This is a genomic window from Vreelandella neptunia, assembly GCF_022489065.1.
Lineage (GTDB): Bacteria > Pseudomonadota > Gammaproteobacteria > Pseudomonadales > Halomonadaceae > Vreelandella > Vreelandella neptunia_A.
On the sequence record NZ_JAKVTW010000001.1, the window covers coordinates 753,445 to 776,341 of the forward strand.

Annotated in this window: 17 protein-coding genes, 1 tRNA gene and 1 other RNA gene; 8 read left to right on the forward strand and 11 right to left on the reverse strand. The window is 54.0% G+C overall.

The window, feature by feature from the left end:
- The first annotated feature begins 93 nt into the window (after nt 1-93).
- From MLE19_RS03405 to MLE19_RS03425, 5 genes are all read left to right on the forward strand, one after another.
- Nucleotides 94-1,071 (forward strand): NADPH:quinone reductase, encoded by a 978-nt coding sequence (locus MLE19_RS03405; protein WP_240716651.1) that lies wholly within the window; start codon nt 94-96, stop codon nt 1,069-1,071.
- 213 nt (nt 1,072-1,284) lie between these two features.
- The gene (locus tag MLE19_RS03410) at nt 1,285-3,267 is read left to right on the forward strand and encodes an SLC13 family permease (RefSeq protein WP_240716652.1); all 1,983 of its coding nucleotides are present in this window, start codon (nt 1,285-1,287) and stop codon (nt 3,265-3,267) included.
- Between the two features lie 126 nt (nt 3,268-3,393).
- Complete coding sequence (locus MLE19_RS03415) at nt 3,394-4,152, forward strand: DeoR/GlpR family transcriptional regulator (RefSeq protein ID WP_240716653.1); 759 nt, start codon at nt 3,394-3,396, stop codon at nt 4,150-4,152.
- Between the two features lie 110 nt (nt 4,153-4,262).
- Nucleotides 4,263-5,750 carry a glycerol kinase GlpK gene (glpK, locus tag MLE19_RS03420; protein ID WP_240716654.1) on the forward strand — a complete coding sequence of 496 codons (1,488 nt, stop codon included), beginning with the start codon at nt 4,263-4,265 and terminating at the stop codon, nt 5,748-5,750.
- 497 nt (nt 5,751-6,247) lie between these two features.
- Nucleotides 6,248-6,472 (forward strand): hypothetical protein, encoded by a 225-nt coding sequence (locus tag MLE19_RS03425; RefSeq protein WP_240716655.1) that lies wholly within the window; start codon nt 6,248-6,250, stop codon nt 6,470-6,472.
- 82 nt (nt 6,473-6,554) lie between these two features.
- On the opposite strand, the gene MLE19_RS03430 is transcribed toward MLE19_RS03425, so the two are convergent.
- The 11 genes from MLE19_RS03430 to betI form a co-directional block, all read right to left on the reverse strand.
- Nucleotides 6,555-8,198: a glycerol-3-phosphate dehydrogenase/oxidase gene (locus MLE19_RS03430; RefSeq protein ID WP_240716656.1), complete on the reverse strand. Its 1,644-nt coding sequence runs from the start codon at nt 8,196-8,198 to the stop codon at nt 6,555-6,557.
- Between the two features lie 123 nt (nt 8,199-8,321).
- Nucleotides 8,322-10,103 (reverse strand): ABC transporter substrate-binding protein, encoded by a 1,782-nt coding sequence (locus MLE19_RS03435; protein ID WP_240716657.1) that lies wholly within the window; start codon nt 10,101-10,103, stop codon nt 8,322-8,324.
- Nucleotides 10,104-10,197: 94 nt separating this feature from the next.
- The gene (locus MLE19_RS03440) at nt 10,198-10,470 is read right to left on the reverse strand and encodes a DUF2160 domain-containing protein (RefSeq protein WP_240716658.1); all 273 of its coding nucleotides are present in this window, start codon (nt 10,468-10,470) and stop codon (nt 10,198-10,200) included.
- 11 nt (nt 10,471-10,481) lie between these two features.
- Nucleotides 10,482-11,378, reverse strand: coding sequence for a carbohydrate ABC transporter permease (locus MLE19_RS03445; RefSeq protein ID WP_240716659.1), 897 nt, complete (start codon nt 11,376-11,378; stop codon nt 10,482-10,484).
- Nucleotide 11,379: 1 nt separating this feature from the next.
- On the reverse strand, nt 11,380-12,267 hold the full coding sequence (locus tag MLE19_RS03450; RefSeq protein ID WP_240716660.1) for a carbohydrate ABC transporter permease: 888 nt from the start codon (nt 12,265-12,267) through the stop codon (nt 11,380-11,382).
- Nucleotides 12,260-13,378, reverse strand: a complete 1,119-nt coding sequence (locus tag MLE19_RS03455) for an ABC transporter ATP-binding protein (RefSeq protein ID WP_240716661.1) — start codon at nt 13,376-13,378, stop codon at nt 12,260-12,262. Before MLE19_RS03455 ends, MLE19_RS03450 begins: the two co-directional genes overlap by 8 nt.
- Entirely contained in the window at nt 13,371-14,468 is a 1,098-nt protein-coding gene (locus tag MLE19_RS03460) for an ABC transporter ATP-binding protein (RefSeq protein ID WP_240716662.1), read from the reverse strand. The genes MLE19_RS03455 and MLE19_RS03460 overlap by 8 nt, the downstream gene beginning before the upstream one ends.
- A 237-nt stretch (nt 14,469-14,705) precedes the next feature.
- Nucleotides 14,706-17,192, reverse strand: a complete 2,487-nt coding sequence (locus MLE19_RS03465; RefSeq protein WP_240716663.1) for an acyl-CoA dehydrogenase — start codon at nt 17,190-17,192, stop codon at nt 14,706-14,708.
- Nucleotides 17,193-17,424: 232 nt separating this feature from the next.
- Nucleotides 17,425-19,098: a choline dehydrogenase gene (gene betA / locus MLE19_RS03470; protein ID WP_240716664.1), complete on the reverse strand. Its 1,674-nt coding sequence runs from the start codon at nt 19,096-19,098 to the stop codon at nt 17,425-17,427.
- A gap of 203 nt (nt 19,099-19,301) precedes the next feature.
- Nucleotides 19,302-20,771 carry a betaine-aldehyde dehydrogenase gene (betB, locus tag MLE19_RS03475; RefSeq protein WP_240716665.1) on the reverse strand — a complete coding sequence of 490 codons (1,470 nt, stop codon included), beginning with the start codon at nt 20,769-20,771 and terminating at the stop codon, nt 19,302-19,304.
- 25 nt (nt 20,772-20,796) lie between these two features.
- On the reverse strand, nt 20,797-21,417 hold the full coding sequence (gene betI, locus MLE19_RS03480) for a transcriptional regulator BetI (protein ID WP_240716666.1): 621 nt from the start codon (nt 21,415-21,417) through the stop codon (nt 20,797-20,799).
- Nucleotides 21,418-21,577: 160 nt separating this feature from the next.
- On the opposite strand from betI, the gene MLE19_RS03485 reads away from it, so the two are divergent.
- The 3 genes from MLE19_RS03485 to ffs all read left to right on the forward strand — a co-directional run bounded on the left by MLE19_RS03485 (nt 21,578) and on the right by ffs (nt 22,847).
- Nucleotides 21,578-22,516 carry a choline ABC transporter substrate-binding protein gene (locus MLE19_RS03485; RefSeq protein ID WP_240716667.1) on the forward strand — a complete coding sequence of 313 codons (939 nt, stop codon included), beginning with the start codon at nt 21,578-21,580 and terminating at the stop codon, nt 22,514-22,516.
- A gap of 100 nt (nt 22,517-22,616) precedes the next feature.
- A tRNA-Met gene (locus tag MLE19_RS03490) sits at nt 22,617-22,693 on the forward strand.
- 57 nt (nt 22,694-22,750) lie between these two features.
- An RNA gene (gene ffs / locus MLE19_RS03495) (signal recognition particle sRNA small type) lies at nt 22,751-22,847 on the forward strand.
- Nucleotides 22,848-22,897 lie beyond the last annotated feature (50 nt).

The window sequence follows — 22,897 nt, forward strand, 5'->3', positions numbered from 1 at the left end:
TAGCTTGATTTAAACGTCTCGACGCGCTTGTATAGCGACACCTGCTGTTATGGCTATCATTCATATACCCAATAATTAACAAGGAAGCCTTTTATGTCTCAACGTATCCAATTTGCTCATACCGGCGGTTCCGATGTTCTTGAGCTGGTTAGCGTTACACCCAACGAACCCGGTCAGGGTGAAGTGCGTATCGCCAATAAAGCCGTTGGCCTCAATTTTATCGATATCTATTTTCGCACCGGGCTTTATCCCGCGCCTTCAATGCCATCCGGTTTAGGTACCGAAGGTGCAGGCGTTGTAGATGCCGTCGGCGCTGGTGTAACGCATCTCAACGTGGGTGATCGCGTAGCATACGCACAAGGCCCGCTGGGTGCCTATGCAGAACTGCATACCCTGCCCGCAGCGAAGGTGGTCAAACTACCTGACTTCGTTGATTTCGACACCGCTGCGGCGAGCATGCTCAAGGGCCTTACCGTGCAGTATCTGTTTCGCCAAACCTATGAGCTTAAAGGCGGCGAAACAATTCTGTTCCACGCCGCTGCTGGCGGGGTGGGGTCGATTGCTTGTCAGTGGGCGAAGTCGTTAGGCGTTAAACTGATTGGCACCGTGAGCTCTCAAGAAAAAGCGGAACTCGCCATGGCCAATGGCGCTTGGGCAACCATCAACTACAGCGAAGAGAACGTAGCTGAGCGCGTACGCGAGCTGACCAATGGCGATATGTGCGATGTCGTCTATGACTCCGTAGGTAAAGATACTTGGGAAATGTCACTCGACTGCTTAAAACCCCGCGGCTTGATGGTTAGCTTTGGCAACGCCTCTGGCCCAGTGGATGGCGTTAATATCGGCATTCTGAACCAGAAAGGCGCACTTTACGTGACTCGCCCCAGCCTGAATGGCTACGCTGACACCCGCGAGCGTTTTGAGATGATGTGTGAAGAGTTCTTCGCCATGATCGAAAGCGGCAAGGTCAAAATCGACATCGCCAATCGCTACCCGTTGGCAGAAGCGGGCAAAGCCCAAGATGCCCTGCAAAGTCGCAAAACCACCGGCTCGACTATTCTGTTGCCGTAAACCTACTCATCTCTACCTTACTCCCTTAACAGCCCGGCATTGCCGGGCTGTTTTGAATTTAGAGCAAAAACGTTTAAGGAGCTGTTCATTTGCAGGGACTATACGTGTGTATAGTAAACGTCTAATGTGCGTGAAGAATGGTCATGCCTATGGCGTGGCTTGCATCAATCGTATGCTGCCGCTAACAAACGGTGGTAAGGGAGTAGGAAAAGGATGTCGGCTGAGGAGATGAGTGTTGAGGGCTCAGGTGCAGAGGGTTCAGGTGTTGAGAGTCTCAATCTTGAAGCACTAGGTCTTGAATGGTTGGCGCTTTCGCCAAGTACGTTGGTGTTTATCGTGCTTGGACTAACGCTTGTCGCATTCATATGGGGACGATTTCGTTATGACTTAGTGGCATTGGCGGCTCTGCTGGGGTCGGTGATGCTAGGGCTTGTGCCAGCAGAAAACGCATTCACTGGTTTTGGTCATCCGGCGGTTATCACCGTTGCGGCGGTGCTGGTTCTTAGCAGAGGCTTTGAGCGATCAGGCGTGGTCGATATTATTGCTCATCAAGTGCTTAAGGTCGGTGAGAATCTGCTGCTACAACTGTTGGTTTTAGTGGGTACCGTGGTCTTACTGTCGGGGGTTATGAATAACGTAGGCGCCCTGGCGCTGCTGCTACCCGTGGCCATGCGGCTTGCTAGAGAACACAATACCTCGCCCTCTTTACTGCTTATGCCACTGGCATTTGGCTCTCTGCTGGGTGGATTAACCACACTCATTGGTACACCTCCCAATATCATTATTTCCAGTTACCGGCGCGATGTAACGGGCGAAGCATTTAGTATGTTTAGCTTTGCGCCAGTCGGGATTGCAGTAGCGCTGGCTGGGTTAGCCTTTATTGTGCTGATTGGCTGGCGATTGACGCCCAAGCGCAGCGGGCAAGCCTCCACGGATGAAATGTTCGATACCGCCAACTATTTGGTGGAGCTGAAAGTAAGCGAAGAGTCGAAAGCCAAGGGTTTAACGCTTCAGCAGTTACGCGATGAGCTGGACGAAACGATTCCCGTGTTAGCGGTTGTGCGTGATGACAATCGTCGTGCTGGCTATAACTTTCATGGTGCGCTGGAAGAGGGTGATATTCTGCTGTTAGAAGCAGGCCCTGATGAGCTCCAAATGCTGGAAGATAAAGTAGGGCTTAGCGCGATTGCCGAACTGGATGAAGAGCTGGAGGAAGAGCTGGAGGAGGAACTGCAAGGTGATCCCGAGGCCGAGGGCGTAGAGCATCAGAAGAGTGGTAACGATACTGATGGCGCTAAAAAGAAAGAGGCAGAACAGGGTCAACAACCGGTAGATACCGAAGGTCTACAGCTAATAGAAGCTGTGGTTCGAAACGATTCCATGATGATTAATCGCAGCGTTCGCCAGCTGCGCCTGAACCATCAGTTTGGGCTGCACTTGGTGGCCGTTGCTCGGGATGGTGGCCGCTTGAAGCAGCGGTTGCGGGATATCCGCTTTAAGAACGGTGACGTTTTACTGCTACAAGGCAGTGAAAACGAAATTTCCGACAGTCTGGCCTCGCTGGGGTGCCTACCGCTGGCTAGCCGCGAATTGCACCTTGGGCAGCCGCGTAAGCTTGCCATGTCGATTGCCATTTTTGCCTTGGCGATTGTTGCCATGCTGTTTGATCTACTTCCCGCGGCTGTGGCCATGAGTACCGCTGCACTGATTTCACTGCTGATTGGCGTGTTGCCGTTACGCGAAGGGTATCAAGCCATAGATGGCCCTGTGATTGTGCTCTTAGCGGCGATGATCCCCGTTGGTGAAGCGCTAGAAACCAGCGGCGGTGCGGATTTGATTGCTAATGCACTGCTTCGCTTTGGTAGTGATTGGCCGGTGGTCGTTACCATGGTGGGCCTGTTTATACTCTCCATGCTGCTGTCTAACGTGGTCAATAATGCGGCGGCAGCGCTGCTAATGGCGCCCATTGCGGTAAGTCTTGCGAATGGCTTTGATGTTTCACTCGACCCATTTCTAATGATAGTGGCGGTAAGCGCTTCCTGTGCGTTTTTAACCCCGATTGGGCACCAGTCGAATACGCTGGTGCTAGGCCCCGGCGGTTATCGATTCGGCGATTACTGGAAGCTGGGATTACCGCTTTCGCTGGTGGTACTGGCGGTCGCTATTCCGCTTATTCTGCTGGTATGGCCGCTTTAAAAGGGGCTTCCCGGTTCGGCCTTTCGGTGTAGTGGATGCACAGCGGTTGATGAGTGCTATTAGGTTTCGAAAATTTTGCTAACCTATTACGTTCAGATATCAATAAAAATCGAACAGGCCGGGCTTATGAATCAACAATTTCGTCAGGATGCCATTGTCGAGCTGGTTCGTCAGCACGGCTATATGAGTATCGAACAGCTCACCGATCACTTTGCAGTGACGCCGCAGACCATACGCCGCGATTTGAACACCCTGGCCGATGAGGGCAGGGTGCGCCGCGTTCATGGCGGTGTGGGCATTGAGTCCAGTACGGTCAATACTGCTTACAGCACGCGCAAAACGCTTCACTTGGAAGAGAAGGAGCGCATTGCCCGCTGCTTAGCGCAGCACATTCCGCATCACTCCTCGCTGTTTATTAATATCGGCACCAGCAATGAAGTGATTGCCCAAGCGCTGTTGGAGCATCAGGGCCTTGAGATTATTACCAACAACCTGAACGTTGCCGCCATCTTGCAGCATAAAGAGGATTTCACCGTAATTATTGCCGGTGGGCAGGTGCGTTCCCGGGATGGCGGTATTATTGGTGAAGCGACGATCGACTTTATCAATCAGTTCAAGGTGGATTACGGCATTATCGGTATTAGCGGTATTGATGAGGACGGCTCACTGCTTGAGTTCGATTACCAGGAAGTGCGCGTAGCCCAAGCCATTATTGCAAATTCGCGGCGGATTTATCTGGCCGCGGATTACTCTAAATTTCACCGCAACCCGGTGGTTCGGCAAGGGAACTTGGCCCAGCTGGATGCACTCTTTACCGATCGCAAGCCGCCTGAGTCGATCCAGCGCTTGCTGTCCCAGCACGATGTCTCGCTGCATATCGCTTGAAAGGCTAGTTTCATCCTTGAGCAATGTCAGCAGCTGGAGTAGCCTTGGATTATAATAAAGCGAAAACAAGCATACAAAATCGAAAGATCCTACAACAAAGCGAACTTGTTATGTCCTCTTTTATACTCGCCATTGATCAAGGTACGACCAGCTCGCGTGCCATTCTATTTGACCGCCAAGGTCACGTTGCCGCGGTTGCCCAGCAAGAATTCACCCAGCACTTTCCCCACGACGGTTGGATTGAACATAACCCCGAAGATATCTGGGAAACGGTCATTGCGACCTGCCGTGATGTCATGGGCAACGCTAAGATTAGCGCCGACCAAATTGCCGGTATTGGCATTACCAACCAGCGGGAAACCACCATTTTATGGGATCGCAAAACCGGCAAGCCGCTCTATAACGCTATCGTTTGGCAGGACCGCCGCACGTCAGATTTGTGCCAGTCGCTGCGCGATAAGGGGCACACTGACATCGTTCAGGCTAAAACAGGGCTGTTGATTGATCCCTATTTTTCAGCCACTAAGCTTGCATGGATATTAGAAAACGTAGCGGGCGCAAGAGAGCGAGCCGAGAGGGGCGAGCTTGCGTTCGGCACGGTAGATAGCTTTTTGATCTGGCGCTTAACTGGCGGTCAGCGCCACGTGACCGATGCGACTAATGCATCACGTACGGCACTGTTCAATATTCATACCCAGGAGTGGGATGACGAGTTACTGGCGCTATTCAACATACCCGCCAATCTGCTGCCCGAAGTAAAAGACTCAAGCGATGATTTTGGCAACACCGAAGCGCATTGGTTTGGCTCGGCGCTTCCCATAGCAGGCGTGGCGGGGGATCAGCAGGCGGCGTTAGTGGGGCAGGCATGCTTCAAGCCGGGGATGGGTAAGAGCACATATGGTACCGGCTGCTTTATGATCGTGAACACCGGTGAAACACCGTCGCTTTCACGCAACCGTTTGTTAACGACGATTGGCTACCGGCTAAATGGCAAGCCGACCTATGCCATGGAGGGCAGCATTTTCGTGGCCGGGGCAACGGTACAGTGGCTGCGCGATGGGCTAAACCTGTTTGCCGATGCCTCGGAAACGGAAGCATTAGCGCAAAAAACACGCAGCGGTCATAGCGTTTATCTAGTGCCTGCCTTTACCGGATTAGGGGCCCCGCACTGGGACCCTAAAGCGCGTGGGGCTATTTTTGGTTTGACCCGCGACACCGGCATTGCGGAAATCGTGGCAGCTGGCCTGCAAGCAGTTTGCTATCAAACTCGCGATCTGCAGCACTGTATGAACGACGATATGGAAGCGCCCCCCGGCAAGTTGCGGGTGGACGGCGGTATGGTGAAGAACAGCTGGGTAATGCAGTTTCTTGCCGATATGCTCGGTGTACAGGTTGATCGTCCGACCATCCTGGAAACCACCGCCCTGGGGGCTGCTTACTTGGCTGGGCTTCGATTAGGCTGGTATCAGACGCTGGAAGAGATAGAGCAGCTGTGGCGCTGTGAAAAAAGCTTTATGCCAACGATGGAAGAAGCTACTCGCGAGCAGCTTTATCAAGGCTGGTTGGATGCGGTGTCGAGGGTCCGCTCTACGCCTTAGATAATGATTTGAATACAACTAATAAGTGCAGCACCCCTACTTAAGCAGACTATCAATCTACTCTTTTGTCTCTTTATAATATGGCGGCCAATTAAGCAATTGGCCGCCTCTCTTCGCTTTTAGCGCCCCTCATGAAAGTCTTTAACACACTTAACACCTAATAACTGTTTATGTAGTCGAGTTACAACCACACCTGCGGCCAATGACGCATTGTGGGTTTTGCTGCACTGAACCATAGTAAAGTCATGGATCAGGAAGTTGCTTCGTTATCCCGAATGACTGAACTGTTCCCTGCTACAGAACCATAGCGCTTCAGTATTACCCAAGCGCTAAAGGCGAAGGTCTTGTAACGCTTGTGACCGTTTCGCAGTTACCGAACTGGGCACTTACCCGGCCCAGCATGAGTAGCAACGTCACCATACGTCGTTAATTAAGATGGCTGCTTTTAAACCGATAGGCGGTTAAGCAGCGGATGACCATACCATGAGGTATTACTAATGAACTGCATCGAACTAAGCCAACAAGCCGACAGTATCGCCAGCTCCTTCAGCAAGCAAGATCTCGCCAGGCTCGTTGTGGCACTGAAGGGTCATCGTGAGTCACTGCAACATGCGGTTGAGGTTATCGACACTGTGGATAGCCGTGCAGGCTGCACGCTGGAAGAGGCCTGGGATGAAGTGCTTTCTGGGGATTCTCAACTGTGCATTGAAGATGAAGAGTAAAAACAATGTAAAACTGTTTTAAGCGCTTGGTTAATTAAAAACACGCTATTAGCCCCTCACTTAAATGAGGGGCTTTTTAATGCTAAACCGCTGACGTTGAAGTGGTTGGTAGTGCGGTATCGCGGTTTTGTTCAAAATAATTATTAAAGCGCTCATCAGCATCGTCACCAAATAACACCCGACAGGCCTCTTTTAATCCGTTGGATTGGCGTAACTGTTCATGTGGTACCACTAGCGACACTTTAGCGCGGCGTCGTAGAAAGTCTTCAAGCTGAGTGATCATTTCATAATCACGGGCGTGCTCTAATTCGCAGCGAATATATTCGGTGCCCTCAATTAAGATTTCGCCCTGAGCGGGATCCTGGCGAATTTGTTCCAGCATTTGAATGGCCTGGTCCGCATAGCGCCGCCAGAGCCGGGTAGAGAGTGGCTCTGAAGAGGTGGGGGCGGTCATGGCATCCAAATTCATGCGCTTGGCTTGATCCATAAACTGTTGCTTCACGGGGGTAGGTGGTTCGCCGTACCAGTGAAAGTTTGGGTCTGAGAGGTTAACGCCCAGCCGGGTCATTTCTTCGGCAATTTCATCGCCCACGTTCAAGCAGTCGGTTAGCTTGCCACCAAAGATACTGATATGGGCGCTCTCGGTATTAGTATCGACCACGTGCTTGCGTGAGAGCTGCAGAAAGTCACGGTCACTGCCTTGATCGGCTTTGATCGCCAGCGGCCTGACGCCACAACGTGTTGAGATAATGTCAGCCGGGGTGAGTGGGTTATCCAAGGTCAGGCGCTTATTAATATTTTCCAGTACAAAGGCGATATCGTCTGCAGTGACGTCCACCTCTGGGTGTTCCATATGGGTATCGGTGGTGCCGATACAAGTGCGATTGCCCATGGGAATGACAAAAAACAGGCGGCCATCGTCGGCAAAAAATGCCAGCACCCGCTGGGAATCGGTTAATTGCGGCACAATGAGATGTATGCCTTTAGAGTAGAGGTGATGGTGCGTGGTTTTCTGACCTGTCAGCTCATTGTGCTGATCTACCCAGGGCCCGGCGGCATTAATGAGTACCTTGGCTCGGATATCAAAAGTTCTGCCATCCATCACATTACGCGCTCGGGTTACCCAGAGATCGCCTTCGCGCTCAGCGCCAAGGGATTCGACGTAATTAGCAGCGATAGCGCCATAGTTAAGCGCGTGGCGCACAAAGTTAAACACAAAGCGTGCGTCATTATCGTGGAGGTAGGCGTCGGAGTACTCGAAACCGCCGACAGCGCCATCTACATCGATAATGGGCTCTTCCTGTTTGATCTTGTTGGGTGAGAGTAGGCGCGGCAATTTGGTAAAACCGTTGCCCATCAGCCAATAAAGCCAGGTGCCCGCCCACAGATAGCGCGGTGAGTGACGGAAACCTTTCGAAATAGTGGTCAGGAAGCGAATCTCCTGAACCGTAGAGGGGTAACTTTTTATCAAGTGATTGCGGCTTTTGCACAGTTTTCGAACCAGCGCAAAATCCTTACTTTCCATGTATTTAATGCCTCCCCATACTAAGTTGGAGGAGTGCATGCTGGTGCTGCCAGCGAAGTCACCGCGATCAATCAGGGCAACTTTCGCACCTTTGCCAGCCAGTGCTGCGGCGGTGGCCGCGCCATTAATACCACCCCCGATAATCAGGGCATCAAACGTATCGTTTGGTAGCTTTTCAATGTTTCGATTTCGCAGTTTCATAGCGGATCCAATTAACCAATAAATAGCCCCGTTTAAGTGGGTGTTCTCTTGTGCTCTGGCATACCGCCAATGAAACCTTTAAACAGGGCGAACGGTTGCCCGCCCTGCTAGCGATACGCGTTGTTACTCTTGACGTGTACCCGCTTCCATCCAGGCTTCCATCATTTCCTCGTAAGGAACGGTGGTGCCTTGGGGCATTTCATCATCCAGCTTGGGTTTCGGCGCACCTTCGCGATCCAGCCAGACCTGCGGATCTTCCTCTTCATTCAGTAACGGTGCGTAGCTATCGAAAACATTGGCGCGGGCCAGACGATTCATGGTGCTGTCCAGATCCGCCGCCAGCTTGTCGAGGCCTTCCTGAGGTGTAACTTCACCGCTCATTACCGGTGCTAGGTTCTGCCACCACAGCGGCGCCATGCGTGGGTAGTCAGGTACGTTGGTACCGGTCGGTGTCCAGTTGGACTCGTTGGGGCTGCGGTAGAACTCCACCAGGCCACCCAACTTCGGCGCCATTTCGGTCATCTGCTCAGAGAAGATGTCAGATTCACGAATCGGCGTTAAACCGTGCATGAGTTTTTCCAGTGAGGTGGTTTTCGCCACGGTGAACTGGGCAAATAGCCATGCCGCGGTGCGGCGATCTTCCGGCGTTGAGTCGAAGAACGTCCATGCGCCCACGTCTTGGTAGCCGACCTTCATACCCTCTTCCCAATACGGGCCGGTGGGTGAAGGCGCCATACGCCACAGCGGATTGCCTTCATCATCGGTGACGGCGACCGAGGGGTCGGTCATGTCGGCGGTGAACGCGGTGTACCAGAAGATTTGCTGGGCAATGTGTCCCTGTGCAGGCACTGGGCCCGCTTCACCAAAGGTCATGCCTTGTGCTTCAGGCGGAGCAAAGTCACGTAGCCAATCGACCGCTTTTTGCATCGCAAATACCGATGCAGGCGAGTTGGTGGCGCCGCCACGGCTGACGCTTGCGCCTACTGGCTGGCTCTCTTCATTGACACGGATACCCCAGTCATCCACCGGGTTACCAAACGGCACCCCCTGGCTACCCATGCCCGCCATAGAGAGCCAGGAGTCATGGAAGCGCCAGCCAAGCGACGGGTCACGACGGCCGTAATCCATATGGCCATATACTTTCGTGCCATCAATCTCACCCACGTCCTCGCTGAAGAACTTGGCGATATCTTCATAAGCGGTCCAGTTGGTCGGCACGCCTAGTTCGTAACCGTAAATCTCTTCGAACTGAGCCATGATCTCAGGATCAGTGAACCAGTCATGGCGGAACCAATACAGGTTAGCGAACTGCTGGGTCGGTAGCTGGTAGATGCTGCCATCCGGCCCGGTGCCGTACTGCAAGCCAATGAAATCATCTAGATCCAGTGTGGGCAGGGTGTAGTCGGCCCACTCATTCTCCATGGCTTCAGAAAGATTGATGGTGGTGCCGTAACGAATATGCGTGCCGATGGAGTCGGTATCATTGACGAAACCGTCATAGATGCTGTTGCCCGACTGCATCTGATTCTGCATGGTATCCACCACATCGCCTTCACCAATGATGTTGTGGGTCAGGTTGATGCCGGTCAGCTCGCTGAAGGCTTCCGCTAACACTTCACTTTCATAAACGTGAGTGGTGAGACCTTCGGCCACGGTTTGAATGTCCATGTCGCGGAAAGGCTCGGCTGCCTTGGCAAACCACATCAGCTCTTCGATCTGCTCTTCCCGGCTCAGGGTTGAGTTTTGGAAGTGCTCATCGACCAAGCGTTCAGCGATAGCGCGGGTATCCTCTTCCTGGGCTGACAGCGTGCTCGATGCCAGCAGCAAGCTGGCAGCGAGTGTGGTCAGTTTGAACTTAGTCAGTGTGGACTTAGTCATTCTGGAATTGTTGTAGTGCTTTTGCATGATGACCTCGTTTTGTTGTGTTCTTCCATGATGGCTTGGCCGTCCTTGATACCGATTAAACGCTGGTGTGCTTTTGGTTGAACTCCCTTAAAAGCTAGCCCCAGCGCATTAAAACCAACAGCCATACGGCTGATACTGCTAGTGCAATCCAAATGGATAATGCGGTGAAACCGATCACTCCCAGGTGGATAAAGGCAGCAGAGAGCAGGCCAATAAACAGCCGGTCCCCACGAGTCGTGGCAATGGGTAAAAACCCTTTGCGCTCAATGGTGGGCGATAAAATCTCCCAGATTGTCATTCCCGCCAGCATGGCAGCGATCGATGAAAAGAATATGGCGGTGGGCATGGTCCATACCATCCAAGACATGTGTGCTCTCCTCAGGTACGGCCCAGGGCAAAGCCCTTGGCGATATGGTTACGGACGAAATAGACCACCAGAATGCCGGGAATAATAGTAAGTACACCCGCGGCGGCCAGGGTGCCCCAATCAATCCCCGATGCTGTCGACGTGCGCGTCATGATCATGCCGATCGGCTGGGCATCCGTGGCAGTCAACGTGCGCGCCAACAGCAGCTCCACCCAGGAGAACATAAACAGGAAGAACAGCGTGACGCCGATGCCCGAGCGGATCATGGGAATGAAAATCTTCACGAAGAAGCGCGGAAAGCTATAGCCATCGATATAGGCCGTTTCATCGATCTCCTTGGGCACGCTGCTCATAAAGCCTTCCAAAATCCAAATCGCCAGCGGGATATTAAACAGGCAATGCGCCAGCGCCACGGCAATGTGGGTATCGAACAAGCCTACCGAGTAGTAAAGCTGGAAGTAGGGCAGCAGGAATACCGCAGGCGGGGCCATAAGATTGGTTAGCAGCCAGAAGAACAGATGTTTATCGCCGATGAAGGTGTAGCGGCTAAAGGCGTACGCGGCCGGTAGCGCGACGCAAATGGTGATCAGCATGTTCATCGCGACATAGAGCATCGAGTTAACGTAGCCCATGTACCAGCTTGAGTTAGTGAAAATGCCGATATAGTTATCAAAGGTAAGATTTTGCGGCCACAGCGTCATGGAACCGAGAATTTCGCTGTTGGTTTGTAGTGACATATTGAGTAGCCAATAAATAGGCAGAATCATCAATACCAGATACAGGCCAAGCAAAAGACGCGAGCGCCAGCGCGAACGGGCGTTGCGATTACGCCGCTGAGCGGGTGAGATTTTGCTGAAAATCGTGTTGTACTTTTCACCGCGCTGAGAGTTTTCGAGTTTATAGCTCATGTTAAGCACCTCCGTGCGGCGGCTTGTCTTTCTGCATGTTCATAATGGTGGTGTAAAACACCCAGCTCACCAGCAGAATGACCAGGAAATAGATAAGCGAGAATGCCGCCGAAGGGCCTAAATCTTGTTGGCCAACCGCCATCGTGGTGAGCGATTGGCTTAAGAAAGTGGTGGCACTGCCTGGCCCGCCGCCGGTGAGCACAAAGGGCTCGGCATAGATCATGAACGAGTGCATAAAGCGCAGCAGCACGGCGATAACGAGCACGTTGGTAAGCTTGGGCAGTTGAATATAGCGGAACACCGCCCATTTCGAGGCGCGGTCAATACGCGCGGCTTGGTAGTAGGCTTCAGGAATCGAGCGCAGGCCGCTGTAGCAGAGCATGGCCACCAGCGGTGTCCAGTGCCACACATCCATTAAAATGATCGTTGCCCAGGCATCGCCAGCGTTGCGGGTAATGTTGTATTCGATGCCCAACTCGCGCAGGCCCCAGCCCATCAAGCCGATATCGCCACGGGTAAAAATTTGCCAGATACTGCCGACCACGTTCCAGGGAATAAGCAGCGGCAGGGTAATTAAAATCAGTACTGCCGAGGCTTGCCAGCCGCGTTTGGGCATAATCAGCGCAATACCAATCCCGAGCGGAATCTGAATTGCCAGAATAATTAGCGAGAAAGAAATTTGGCGTAAAAAGGCTGCTTGTAAAGCATCGTCGTTAAGCATGCTTTGAAACCACTCGGTGCCAGTAAAAAAGCGCGCGTTCGGGCCGAGCACGTCTTGTACTGAGTAGTTGACCACCGTCATTAGCGGAATGATGGCGGAGAACGCCACCAATACCAGCATGGGTAGAACCAGGAGCCAGGCTCTGTTATTGGGCACTTTGTTATTCATGGCCAGCCTCCACCAGGTATTCATCGATATAGAGTGCAACGTGAGCGTCGTCAAAGCGCGCAAACGCCGTTTCACCCACTGGCGAATGGCCTTCAGGCAGGCGTGCTTTGAAGGTTTGCTCGTTGAGCTTGAAGGTCAGCAGCGAGTAAGTGCCCAGGTCTTGCACGCTGGTTACCTGAATGGGCACGCTATCGGCTGAGGGGCTTGAGGAGATGGCAATAAATTCGGGGCGGATACCCAGCTTGATGTTATTTGAGGTGATCTCCACGGAGTTGCTGGCATCAGCTACCGCACGCTCCATGGCCTCGTTAACCGGTAGCGGCTGTGAACCGAACATGACCTGATTGTCGCGGAACTCCACGGCCATAAAATTCATGCCGGGGCTGCCAATAAAGTAGCCCACGAACGTATGCGCAGGGCGCTCGAACAACTCTCGTGGCGTGCCGAACTGCACCACCTGACCTTCATACATCACGGCGATTTTATCTGCGAAAGTGGAGGCTTCTAGCTGATCGTGGGTCACGTAGATCATGGTGATATTGAAGCGCTCGTGAATCTCCTTTAGCTTGCGGCGCAGCTTCCACTTTAGCTGCGGGTCGATCACGGTAAGCGGTTCATCAAACAGAATCGCCGTGACGTCGTCTCGTACCAGCCCACGCCCCATGGAGACTTTCTGCTTTTCATCCGCGGTTAGGTTCTTCGCCTTGCGGTTCAACAGCGGCGTCAGTTCCAGAATGTCGGCGACTTCCAGTACCTTGGGTTTTACCCGGTACTCAGGGGTACTCATATTGCGCAGGGGAAAGGCGAGGTTGTCGAACACCGTCATGGTGTCGTAGATCACCGGAAACTGAAAAACCTGGGCAATATTGCGCTCTTCAGGGGGCAGCTCATTGACCCGCTGTCCATCAAAAAGTACGTCACCCTCTGAGGGTTCAAGCAGGCCGGAAATGATATTGAGCAGCGTCGATTTACCACAACCCGATGGTCCCAATAGCGCATAGGCGCCGCCTTGGTGCCACACGTGATCCATCTGCCTTATGGCGTAATCTGAAGCACCCTTGGGCGTTTTTTCGTAGGAGTGCGCCAGACCCTTTAACGTGATCTCAGCCATGGGCCGCTCCTCCCTGACGCACAGGAATATGGACCGTATGACCCTGTTTGTCGAAGGCGTAAAGTTGATGAGTTGGGAAGTAAACCTTCAATGGCTCATTCACACTGAACTGGTGAATGCCCGCTAAGTGCAGCACTAGGGGGAAGCGCTCATGGTGTACATGCAGAAAGGTTTCAGAACCGCTGATTTCGGCCACATCCACATGGACATCCAGCGCGAGGTCATCGGCTCGCTGGGGTTGCAGAGTAAGGTGCGAGGCTCGTACGCCAAAGTCGTAATCTCCCGGCTCAAGGCGTTTCAGCTTGTCGTCGCAGGGGAAGTGTAGCGTTTGGTCAAACGTGATTTCGTTATCGGTGAGTCGTCCAGGAACAATATTGATCGGCGGTTCTGAGAACATTTCGGCACTGAAACGGCCATTGGGCTCGCGATAGACCTGCTCAGTGGGGCCGTATTGAAGTAGTTTGCCTTCATGGAGCACCGCCGTATTACCGCCAAGCGCTAGCGCTTCATTGGGTTCAGTGGTGGCATACACCGCAATGCAATTACGCGCTTTAAATAAGTCACGTAACTCATCGCGTAGCTCTTCGCGGAGTTTGTAGTCCAGGTTAACCAGTGGCTCGTCAAAGAGGATGAGATCGGCGTCTTTGATCAAAGCCCTGCCCATGGCAGTACGCTGCTGCTGGCCGCCGGAAAGCTCTTGGGGGTAACGATTGAGTAGCTGTTCAATATGCAGCATTTCAGCGACTTCTCTAACGCGCTTATCAATGTCACTTTTAGGCTGCTTGGCAAGCTTCAGCGGCGAGGCAATGTTGTCGTAAACGGTGAGGCTGGGGTAATTAATAAACTGTTGGTACACCATGGAAACGTTGCGTTTGCGCACGGATACGTTGGTGACGTCTTTGCCGTCCATGATGATTTTGCCACGGGTAGGTGGTTCAAGCCCCGCCATCAGGCGCATTAGGGTAGTTTTGCCGGCCAGCGTTCGCCCAAGCAGCACATTAAAAGAGCCAGGCTCAAGGGCTAGGTCAATCCCACTGATATGTGGCACACCGTTAACGATGTGATCGATATTTTGCAAATGTAAGGACATGCCGATCTCGCTAGCGTCATTGTTGTTGGAAATGCTGTTGGAAGCGTCGTTGGAAATTTTTGTTGTACAGTGCAGATCGTTTTCGTTTACGAAAGACTAGTTGATCACTTGCGAACTTGCAACGCGTTTTTGGCTGATCGAACTACGCTTTTAGGCGTATAAAGCGAACACAAAAAAACCGACTCCTGACGTTCAGGAGTCGGTTGCTTTTAAAGGTAATGCTTTGAAAATTAAGGTTTACTTAACGTTTTCCTGTTCCCGTGCTGGTGCTGGCGCGGGTTTGGCATTGTGATCGATGAGCGTGGATTTGTTCTTTGCGAACGCATCATAAGCGAAGTCATCCACCGTGAGCATTTCCAGAACTTCAGCCTCGAAGGTGCGCATGAAGATGGCATCTTGTTCATTGATCAGGCCTTTTTCCAAACCGGCCTCAACACGTGCTTCAGGGTGCAGCGCCGTTTGTGGCAGCTCGCCTTTAGCATAAGCCTTGTTCACCGTGCGGTAGATCGCTTCAGCACGGTCATAATCGACCAGCAGGGCGTTATAGCGTGCCAGCGGGTTACTCTGTTCACCGTCGTCCACGTCCCAGGTGTTCTCAAGCAGTTTCGTACGCAGGGCGCTGTGCGTAGAGACACGGTGAGCGATATCACGGGCCAGATCGTCGTGGGGCTTGTTCCAGCGGCGGCCAGTGGGCATCACGACGGCGTTGAGCGTTTTGCCCAGGGCACGGTTGGGTAGATTATCGAAAATCTCCACAAAGGCCTGCTCGGCACGCTGGAGCAGGAAGCGACAGCTGTAATGCAGCAGGGCCTCTTCGCCTTCAACTTTGCTACCCGCTTCCCACTGCTTGAGCACCATGGAAGTGAGGTAGAGGTTAGAAAGCACATCCCCCAACCGCGCCGAGATCATTTCGCGTTTTTTCAGCGCTGAGCCCAGGCTGGCCATCGCAGCATCGGCGCACAGGCCAAAGCCAGCGGAGAGGCGGGCAATATCCTGGGCGTAAGCGGCGGCAGGGCCGTCGAAAGGTACGCTGGCTTTACCGATACCAAAGCCGAGGGTAAAGGCGCGCGCTGCGTTACCGAAGATCAAGCCCGCGTGGCCGAAGAAGGCTTTATCGAATGCCTTCATATCGTTGGCGTCTTTTGCCGCCAGCTCGTCGAGTACGTAAGGGTGGCAGCGGATCGCGCCCTGGCCAAAGATCATCAGGTTGCGGGTCATGATGTTGGCGCCTTCCACGGTAATTGCCACCGGGTTGGCGCTGTAGCCGATACCCAGGTAGTTACGTGGGCCAAGGGTGACCGCCTTACCGCCATGAACGTCCATCGCATCGCTAAGCAGCACGCGCTGGAACTCGGTGAGCTGGCTTTTCAGGATCGCCGAGGGCACCGCGGGTTTTTCGCCGTGGTCGATCATGTTGGCCGTTTGGTACACGGTGGCTTGGGAGATATAGGCCAGCGCCGTCATGCGAGCGAGGGGTTCTTGCACACCTTCCATCTCGGCCACCGGTACGTTGAACTGGCGGCGAACGCGGGTGAAACCGCCGCTCCAACCCAGGGCGTAGCGCGCAGTACCGGTAGCGCCGGATGGCAGCGTGATACAGCGGCCGATGGATAGGCACTCAACCAGCATCCGCCAGCCCTGGCCGATCATGTCCGGGCCACCAATAATGGTATCTAGCGGTACGAAGACATCTTTACCGATAATCGGGCCGTTCATAAACGGGCTGCCGATGGGGTGGTGACGGCGGCCAATTTCCATACCGGCGGTATCGCGGGGAATTAGCGCTAAGGTAATGCCACGATCCGCTTCGTCACCCAGTAATTTTTCCGGGTCAAATAGGCGGAAGGCGAGGCCTACTACAGTGGCGATGGGCGCCAGTGTGATCCAGCGTTTTTCGAAGTTAAGACGCAGGCCCAGCACTTCTTCGCCGTTAATGGTCTGTTTGCACACAACGCCGGTATCAGGCAGCGAAGTAGCATCAGAACCCGCGCGGGGGCCGGTAAGGCCAAAGCAGGGGATCTCGCGACCATCAGACAGGCGCGGTAGGTAGTGATCTTTCTGCTCTTGGGTGCCGTATTTCAGCAGCAGTTCGCCAGGGCCTAAGGAGTTAGGTACACCCACGGTCACCATTAGGGTTTCATTGACGGAGAGCTTTTGCAGCACCATGGACTGCGCTTTGGCTGAGAAGCCCAGGCCGCCGTACTCCTTCGGAATGATCATGCCGAAGAAGCCCTCTTTTTTCAGGAAGTCCCACAGTTGTTGGGGCAGGTCGGCGCGCTCGTGGGTGATATCCCAGGCGTTGCACATGCCAGCGGCTTTGGCACACTGATTGGCCAAAAAGGCTTTCTCATCGTCGCGCAGGCCATCGTCTTTAAAGGCGAGCAGCTTTTCCCACTGGGGTTTGCCGGAGAATAGCTCGCCATCCCAGGAAACGCTGCCCGCTTCCAGTGCGGTGCGTTCAGTGGCGGAAACTTTGGGCGCTACTTTTTTAAAGGTGGCGAATAGGCGCGGCGTTAGCCACTTGCGACGCAGCGCGGGCAGGCCCGCTGCGGCTACGGCGGCTGCGCCGAGTAGTAGCAGCACGCCAATGACTTCTGCGTCAAACAGCAGGCCAACAAGGCCCAATACGCCAAGCACCGCTAGCGCGGCAGGAGCGCCTGCCTCGCGACGCATAACCACGAGCAGGCCAACAATGGCGAGCACGATAAGGAGTAGGGTGAGCATAGACTCTCTCTCTTTGTTTCAGGCGTTGTCTTTCAGCCTGCTGTTGTTAGTAAAAAAGGGTAGTGAAAAACGGCCATCAACCGTTAATCGAACACTTGTTTGAATATTGGCAGATGGCAGCCGCCTCGTGCAAGTATTTAGGCATGTTTAGCACTGTTAATGCGATGCGGTTAGCAAAAAAAACGCCATGGCTGTAGGCCATAGCGTTTGGAGTGATAGTTAGGCTAAATGTTCAGGTGCGTTTGGCCGGTGCGCCGTTGGCGACATAATAATCCACACTGGCGCGGGGGAGTGGCTCATGCCCCTTGATTCGGTCGGCAATTTTCTCCGCCAGCATAATGGTAGGCGCATTCAGGTTGCCGGTAGGAATCACCGGGAACAGCGACGCATCGACTACGCGCAGGCCTTCAATACCATGGACGCGGCCCTGGCCATCGGTGACTGCCATTTCGTCACTGCCCATTCGGCAGCTGCCGCAAGGGTGGTAAGCGGTTTCTGCATGCTCTTTTACGAAGGCATCCAGCTCGGCATCAGTCTGCACCTTCGGGCCGGGGGCTATTTCACGCCCGCGGTACTTCTCAAACGCTGGCTGGGCGATGATGTCGCGGGTGAGGCGAATGGCATCGCGAAACTCTTGCCAATCTTTCTCTTTGGCCATGTAGTTGAACAGGATGCTAGGCGCCGCGTGAGGATCTTTCGAGGTGAGTCGAATACGGCCGCGACTTTCCGAGCGCATCGAGCCAACGTGAGCCTGGAAACCGTGAGCCTGGACTGCGCTTTTACCGTTGTAGCTGATGGCGATGGGCAGAAAGTGGTACTGCAGATTGGGCCACTCCTCTTCATCGCGGCTGCGGATAAAGCCACAAGACTCAAACTGGTTGCTAGCGCCGATGCCGGTACCATTGAATAGCCATTCGGCGCCAATCTTGGGCTGGTTGTACCATTTCAGTGCTGGGTAGAGCGAAATCGGCTCTTTGCACTCGTACTGGATGTACATTTCCAGGTGATCCTGGAGGTTTTCGCCTACCCCCGGCAGCGCATGAACGGTCTCAATCCCAAACTCTTTAAGCAGTTCTGGGTTGCCAATGCCGGAGCGCTGCAAAATCTGTGGGGAGGCGATGGCCCCACCGCAGAGCAGCACTTCACGGCGGGCGTAGGCCTGCTGTTTTTCGCCTTTCTGATCATAGCGAACACCCACCGCACGCTTGCCTTCAAACTCGATAACGTCGGTAACGGCATGGGTTTCGATGGTCAAATTATGACGTTTTTTGGCGGTGTCCAGGTAACCGCGCGCCGTTGAGGCGCGGCGGCCTTTGGGCGTAACGAAGCGATCCATGGGGCCGAAGCCCTCTTGCTGGTAGCCGTTAACGTCTTCGGTTTCCGGGTAGCCAGCCTGCTTGCCCGCTTCGATAAAAATGCGATAAAGCGGGTTGTTAGTGTCCTTAGGTGTGGTCACGCTGACCGGGCCATCGCCGCCGTGATAGCTGTTTGCACCCACATCACGGGTTTCGCATTTTTTGAAGTAGGGCAGGCAGCTTAGGTAGTCCCAGTCTTCAAGACCGGGCTGTTTGGCCCAGTTGTCGTAATCCAGGGCATTACCGCGGATGTAGCACATGCCGTTAATCAGCGAGGAGCCGCCCAGGCCTTTGCCGCGGCCACACTCCATGCGCCGGCCATCCATATACGGTTCGGGATCAGTTTCAAACGCCCAGTTGTAGCGCTTGCCCTGCAGTGGAAACGCTAGGGCAGCGGGCATTTGCGTACGAAAATCAAGGCGGTAATCGGGACCGCCCGCTTCTAAAAGCAGCACGCTGACGCTGCTGTCTTCGGTGAGGCGAGTAGCGAGCACATTGCCCGCGGAGCCTGCGCCGATAATGATGTAATCAAATTCACGTGCTTGAGACATAGAGTCTCCTTTAGAAATCTTGCTGAGTCGAGGAGGGGAGCCGGTAGGCATAAAAGCGAAGCGTCTTTTTCAGGGCCGGAAAGTGCTCCATGCGATTCCAGCATTCCCGCCATCCTTGGCGGTCAGATGAAAAAGCCGAGCGCCCATGGATGGGTTCACAGCGTCTTCGTGTTATGCCTACCGGCGGAGCTTAGTACTGAGATTTAAAACACTGACTCAAACGGCCCCATCTCGATCTGTACTGACTTGGTCTGGGTATAGTGATTGAGCGTCTCGATACCGTTCTCGCGACCGATGCCCGACTCTTTATAGCCGCCTACAGGCATCTCGGAAGGTGACTCGCCCCAGGTGTTGATCCAGCAGATACCGGCTTCCAGCTGGTGAATAACACGGTGCGCGCGGTTCAGGCTTTCGCTGAAGACACCGGCGGCCAAGCCATAAGTGGTGTCGTTGGCGCGGCGAATGACTTCCGCCTCGTCATCAAAGGCGAGCACCGACATTACCGGGCCGAAGATCTCTTCACGCACGATACGCATATCGTCGGTGCAGTCGGTAAAGACAGTGGGAGCAGCCCAGGCACCATTGGCGTAGCTGCCAGTATTCCAGTCATCGCCACCCACGAGCAGGCGAGCGCCTTGCTCTTTGCCCAGAGCAATATAGGAGAGCACTTTCTCCTGGTGTTCAAAGCTGACCAGCGGGCCAAAGTTGACGCTAGGATCCATTGGGTCGCCCGCCTTGATGCGCTTAACGCGCTCCACCAATTTGGCTTCAAAGGCGTCTTTAACGCTGCGCTCAACAAATACCCGGGTGCCGTTGGTGCAAATTTGGCCGCTGGAGTAGAAGTTGGCCATCATGGCGGCGTCGGCGGCGCGATCAAGATCGGCATCCGCGAACACCAGCAGCGGCGATTTGCCACCTAGTTCCATGGTGACGTCTTTTAATGTCGAGCTAGCGGCGGCGGCCATGACTTTTTTGCCGGTGCCCGCTTCGCCGGTGAACGATACCTTGGCGATACCAGGATGCTCAGTGAGCATCGCGCCCACGCGGCCATCGCCTTGCACCACGTTAAAGACACCGTTGGGCAGGCCTGCCTCGGTGAAGATTTCCGCCAATTTCATCACGGTGAGCGGGGTCACTTCACTGGGTTTGAACACCACGGCGTTGCCTGCGGCCAGTGCCGGGGCGGCTTTCCAACAGGCGATTTGAATGGGGTAGTTCCAGGCGCCAATCGCACCGATCACGCCCAGTGGCTCACGGCGAGTGTAGACAAAAGAGCTATCGCGCAGGGGAATTTGGCTGCCTTCAATAGCGGGCGCCAAGCCAGCGTAGTACTCCAACGCATCCGCGCCGGTCACGATATCGACACTGGCCGTTTCGCTGATCGGCTTACCGGTGTTGCGGGTTTCCAGCTCGGCCAGCTCGTCATTACGCTCTCTTAATAGCGCGACGGCGCGCAAAAGAATGCGCGAACGCTCCATGCCGGTCATCGCGGCCCACTCGCGCTGGCCGCGCTGGGCTGCGGCGACGGCTGAATCGACATCGGCTTGGCTAGCTTGGCCGATAGTGGCCAGCAGGCTGCCATCAAACGGGTTGGTGACGGTAAAGGTTTCACCTGAAGAGGCGTCTACTTGGCGACCATCAATATAGAGAGGCTGTACGTTTTGAGCGGCCATGTAGGACTCCTTAAATAAGATAAAATTAGCTGTACGTGTGGGATGCAGACGTGGGGCATCCAGAATGAGCAAGTAGCTGATCAAGATAGGTGTGCGCTAGAAGTCGAGCCTCGTCAGCATCGAGACCTTCACGGGAAAGGGCGCCGCGCAGCCAAAGGCCGTCGATCATGGCAGCCAAACCATGCGCTGCGTTGCGGGCTTCTGCACGGGGCATTACGCGCCGAAACTGGTGACATAAATTGCTGTAGAGGCGGCGGTCATTGACGTTTTGCAACCGCTGCAAAATAGGTTTGTGCATGCTGCTTGCCCAAAAGGCCAACCACGTTTTGGCGGCAGGGCCGGTGACCTGAGTGCGGTCGAAGTTGCCCTCAATGATGGCGCCGATATGGGCTCGGGGAGAGCCATCTTCTAAGGCATGACGACGAACCGCCACGGCATCTGTCAGGTCAGTCAGGATCTGACGCATCGTAGCCTCTAGAAGACCATCTTTACCGCCAAAATAATGGCTGATAATGCCCGCTGAAACGCCCGCATGGCGTGCAATACGCATCACGGTCGTTTCGGCTAGTCCTACCTCATCAATTGCCGCCATGGTTGCGTTAATTAACTGCTGGCGGCGTATCGGTTCCATTCCCACCTTTGGCACAGCGTTCTCCTAGAGACTCAACCAATCCGTTGAATGCCTTACACGGGCGATGCTTGAAACCCAGGCGTAGGCATGATTACCTAACCATGATGGCATTTTTTTATTGAACGTTCAATCAATAAAAGGCGCCGACAATCTCTATTGCTATAAGGGGACAATAATGATGAGCAGAACTACGTCACGTTACGCGGGTGCTTTATTACTGGCAGCAGGCTTGCCAACCGCGGCTTATGCCAATGAGTGCAGCAGTGTGCGTTTTGCCGAAGTGGGTTGGACAGATATAACCGCAACGACAGCCCTGGCCAGTGAAGTGCTTGAAGGCCTTGGCTACGAGCCAACCGTTGACACGGTTTCCGTGCCGATTGCCTATGCCGGTATGCGCAACAACGACTTTGATGTCTTTTTAGGTAACTGGATGCCTTCGATGGCGTCTATCAGCGACCCGTATATCGAACGCGGTGAGGTCGAGCGCTTAGTGGCCAACCTGGAAGGGGCCAAGTACACCTTGGCAGTGCCGCAATACGTTTACGATGCTGGGGTAACATCGGTAAATGATTTAGCGGAGCACGCGGATCAATTTGATAGCAGCGTGCACGGTATCGAAGCGGGTAACGATGGCAATGAGCTCATCGAGCAGATGATTGATGATGACGCTTATGGATTAGGCGATTGGCAGGTGATTGACTCCAGTGAAGCCGGAATGTTGGCTGAGCTGCGTGCTAGGGTGCCTAATGAGCAGTGGATGGTGTTTTTAGGCTGGGAGCCGCACCCCATGAACTCTAACTTCGACATGGCCTATCTGTCTGATGCCGACGACTACTTTGGCCCAGATCTAGGCGGCGCAACGGTGCATACCAATACCCGTGCTGGGTTCGTAGATGAGTGCCCCAATGTGGGAGCGCTATTACGCAATATGACGTTTACGCTGGAAATGGAAAACCAGCTAATGAGCTCGATCATGGATGATGGCGAAGATCCCCGTGATGCCGCACGAGACTACTTGAAAGCCAACGATGGTCTGCTGGATGAGTGGTTGGACGGCGTGACAACGCGCGACGGCGAGCCAGGAGCAGAGGCCGTGCGCGCCGCTATTCAGTAAGTCAATTTCGACACGCTTAGTTGACTAGCAGGGCAAGCCGGAATCCGGCTTGCCTTTCATATTTAAGGTAGGCATAATCTGCACCCGTTGATGAGGGAAAGGCTACGTAGCTCAGCTGGTTAGAGCACATCACTCATAATGATGGGGTCCCCTGTTCAAATCAGGGCGTAGCCACCACATCAGCTTTAGCACATTCACTTTGCAAGACATCAGAATGTGCCGTTATGGTGGCCCCTTAGGTCCTCCCGCAACGCTAAACTGCGAATCCCGCCAGGCCCGGAAGGGAGCAACGGTAGTGGTGGCTGCGTGTGCCGGGATGTGGCTTTTGGGGCCGCCTCCATTTGTTGTAAGCAATTGATAGAGCTTGGGAATTTCGCCTTC

Coding starts and splice junctions, on each gene's coding strand:
- MLE19_RS03455 (WP_240716661.1), bottom strand. CDS start 13,378: ATGGCTGAGATCACGTTAAAGGGTCTGGCGCACTCCTACGAAAAAACG.
- MLE19_RS03460 (WP_240716662.1), bottom strand. CDS start 14,468: ATGTCCTTACATTTGCAAAATATCGATCACATCGTTAACGGTGTGCCA.
- MLE19_RS03415 (WP_240716653.1), top strand. CDS start 3,394: ATGAATCAACAATTTCGTCAGGATGCCATTGTCGAGCTGGTTCGTCAG.
- MLE19_RS03405 (WP_240716651.1), top strand. CDS start 94: ATGTCTCAACGTATCCAATTTGCTCATACCGGCGGTTCCGATGTTCTT.
- betB (WP_240716665.1), bottom strand. CDS start 20,771: ATGGCCGCTCAAAACGTACAGCCTCTCTATATTGATGGTCGCCAAGTA.
- MLE19_RS03440 (WP_240716658.1), bottom strand. CDS start 10,470: ATGTCTTGGATGGTATGGACCATGCCCACCGCCATATTCTTTTCATCG.
- MLE19_RS03485 (WP_240716667.1), top strand. CDS start 21,578: ATGATGAGCAGAACTACGTCACGTTACGCGGGTGCTTTATTACTGGCA.
- MLE19_RS03450 (WP_240716660.1), bottom strand. CDS start 12,267: ATGAATAACAAAGTGCCCAATAACAGAGCCTGGCTCCTGGTTCTACCC.
- MLE19_RS03465 (WP_240716663.1), bottom strand. CDS start 17,192: ATGCTCACCCTACTCCTTATCGTGCTCGCCATTGTTGGCCTGCTCGTG.
- MLE19_RS03445 (WP_240716659.1), bottom strand. CDS start 11,378: ATGAGCTATAAACTCGAAAACTCTCAGCGCGGTGAAAAGTACAACACG.
- MLE19_RS03410 (WP_240716652.1), top strand. CDS start 1,285: ATGTCGGCTGAGGAGATGAGTGTTGAGGGCTCAGGTGCAGAGGGTTCA.
- MLE19_RS03435 (WP_240716657.1), bottom strand. CDS start 10,103: ATGCAAAAGCACTACAACAATTCCAGAATGACTAAGTCCACACTGACT.
- betA (WP_240716664.1), bottom strand. CDS start 19,098: ATGTCTCAAGCACGTGAATTTGATTACATCATTATCGGCGCAGGCTCC.
- MLE19_RS03430 (WP_240716656.1), bottom strand. CDS start 8,198: ATGAAACTGCGAAATCGAAACATTGAAAAGCTACCAAACGATACGTTT.
- glpK (WP_240716654.1), top strand. CDS start 4,263: ATGTCCTCTTTTATACTCGCCATTGATCAAGGTACGACCAGCTCGCGT.
- MLE19_RS03425 (WP_240716655.1), top strand. CDS start 6,248: ATGAACTGCATCGAACTAAGCCAACAAGCCGACAGTATCGCCAGCTCC.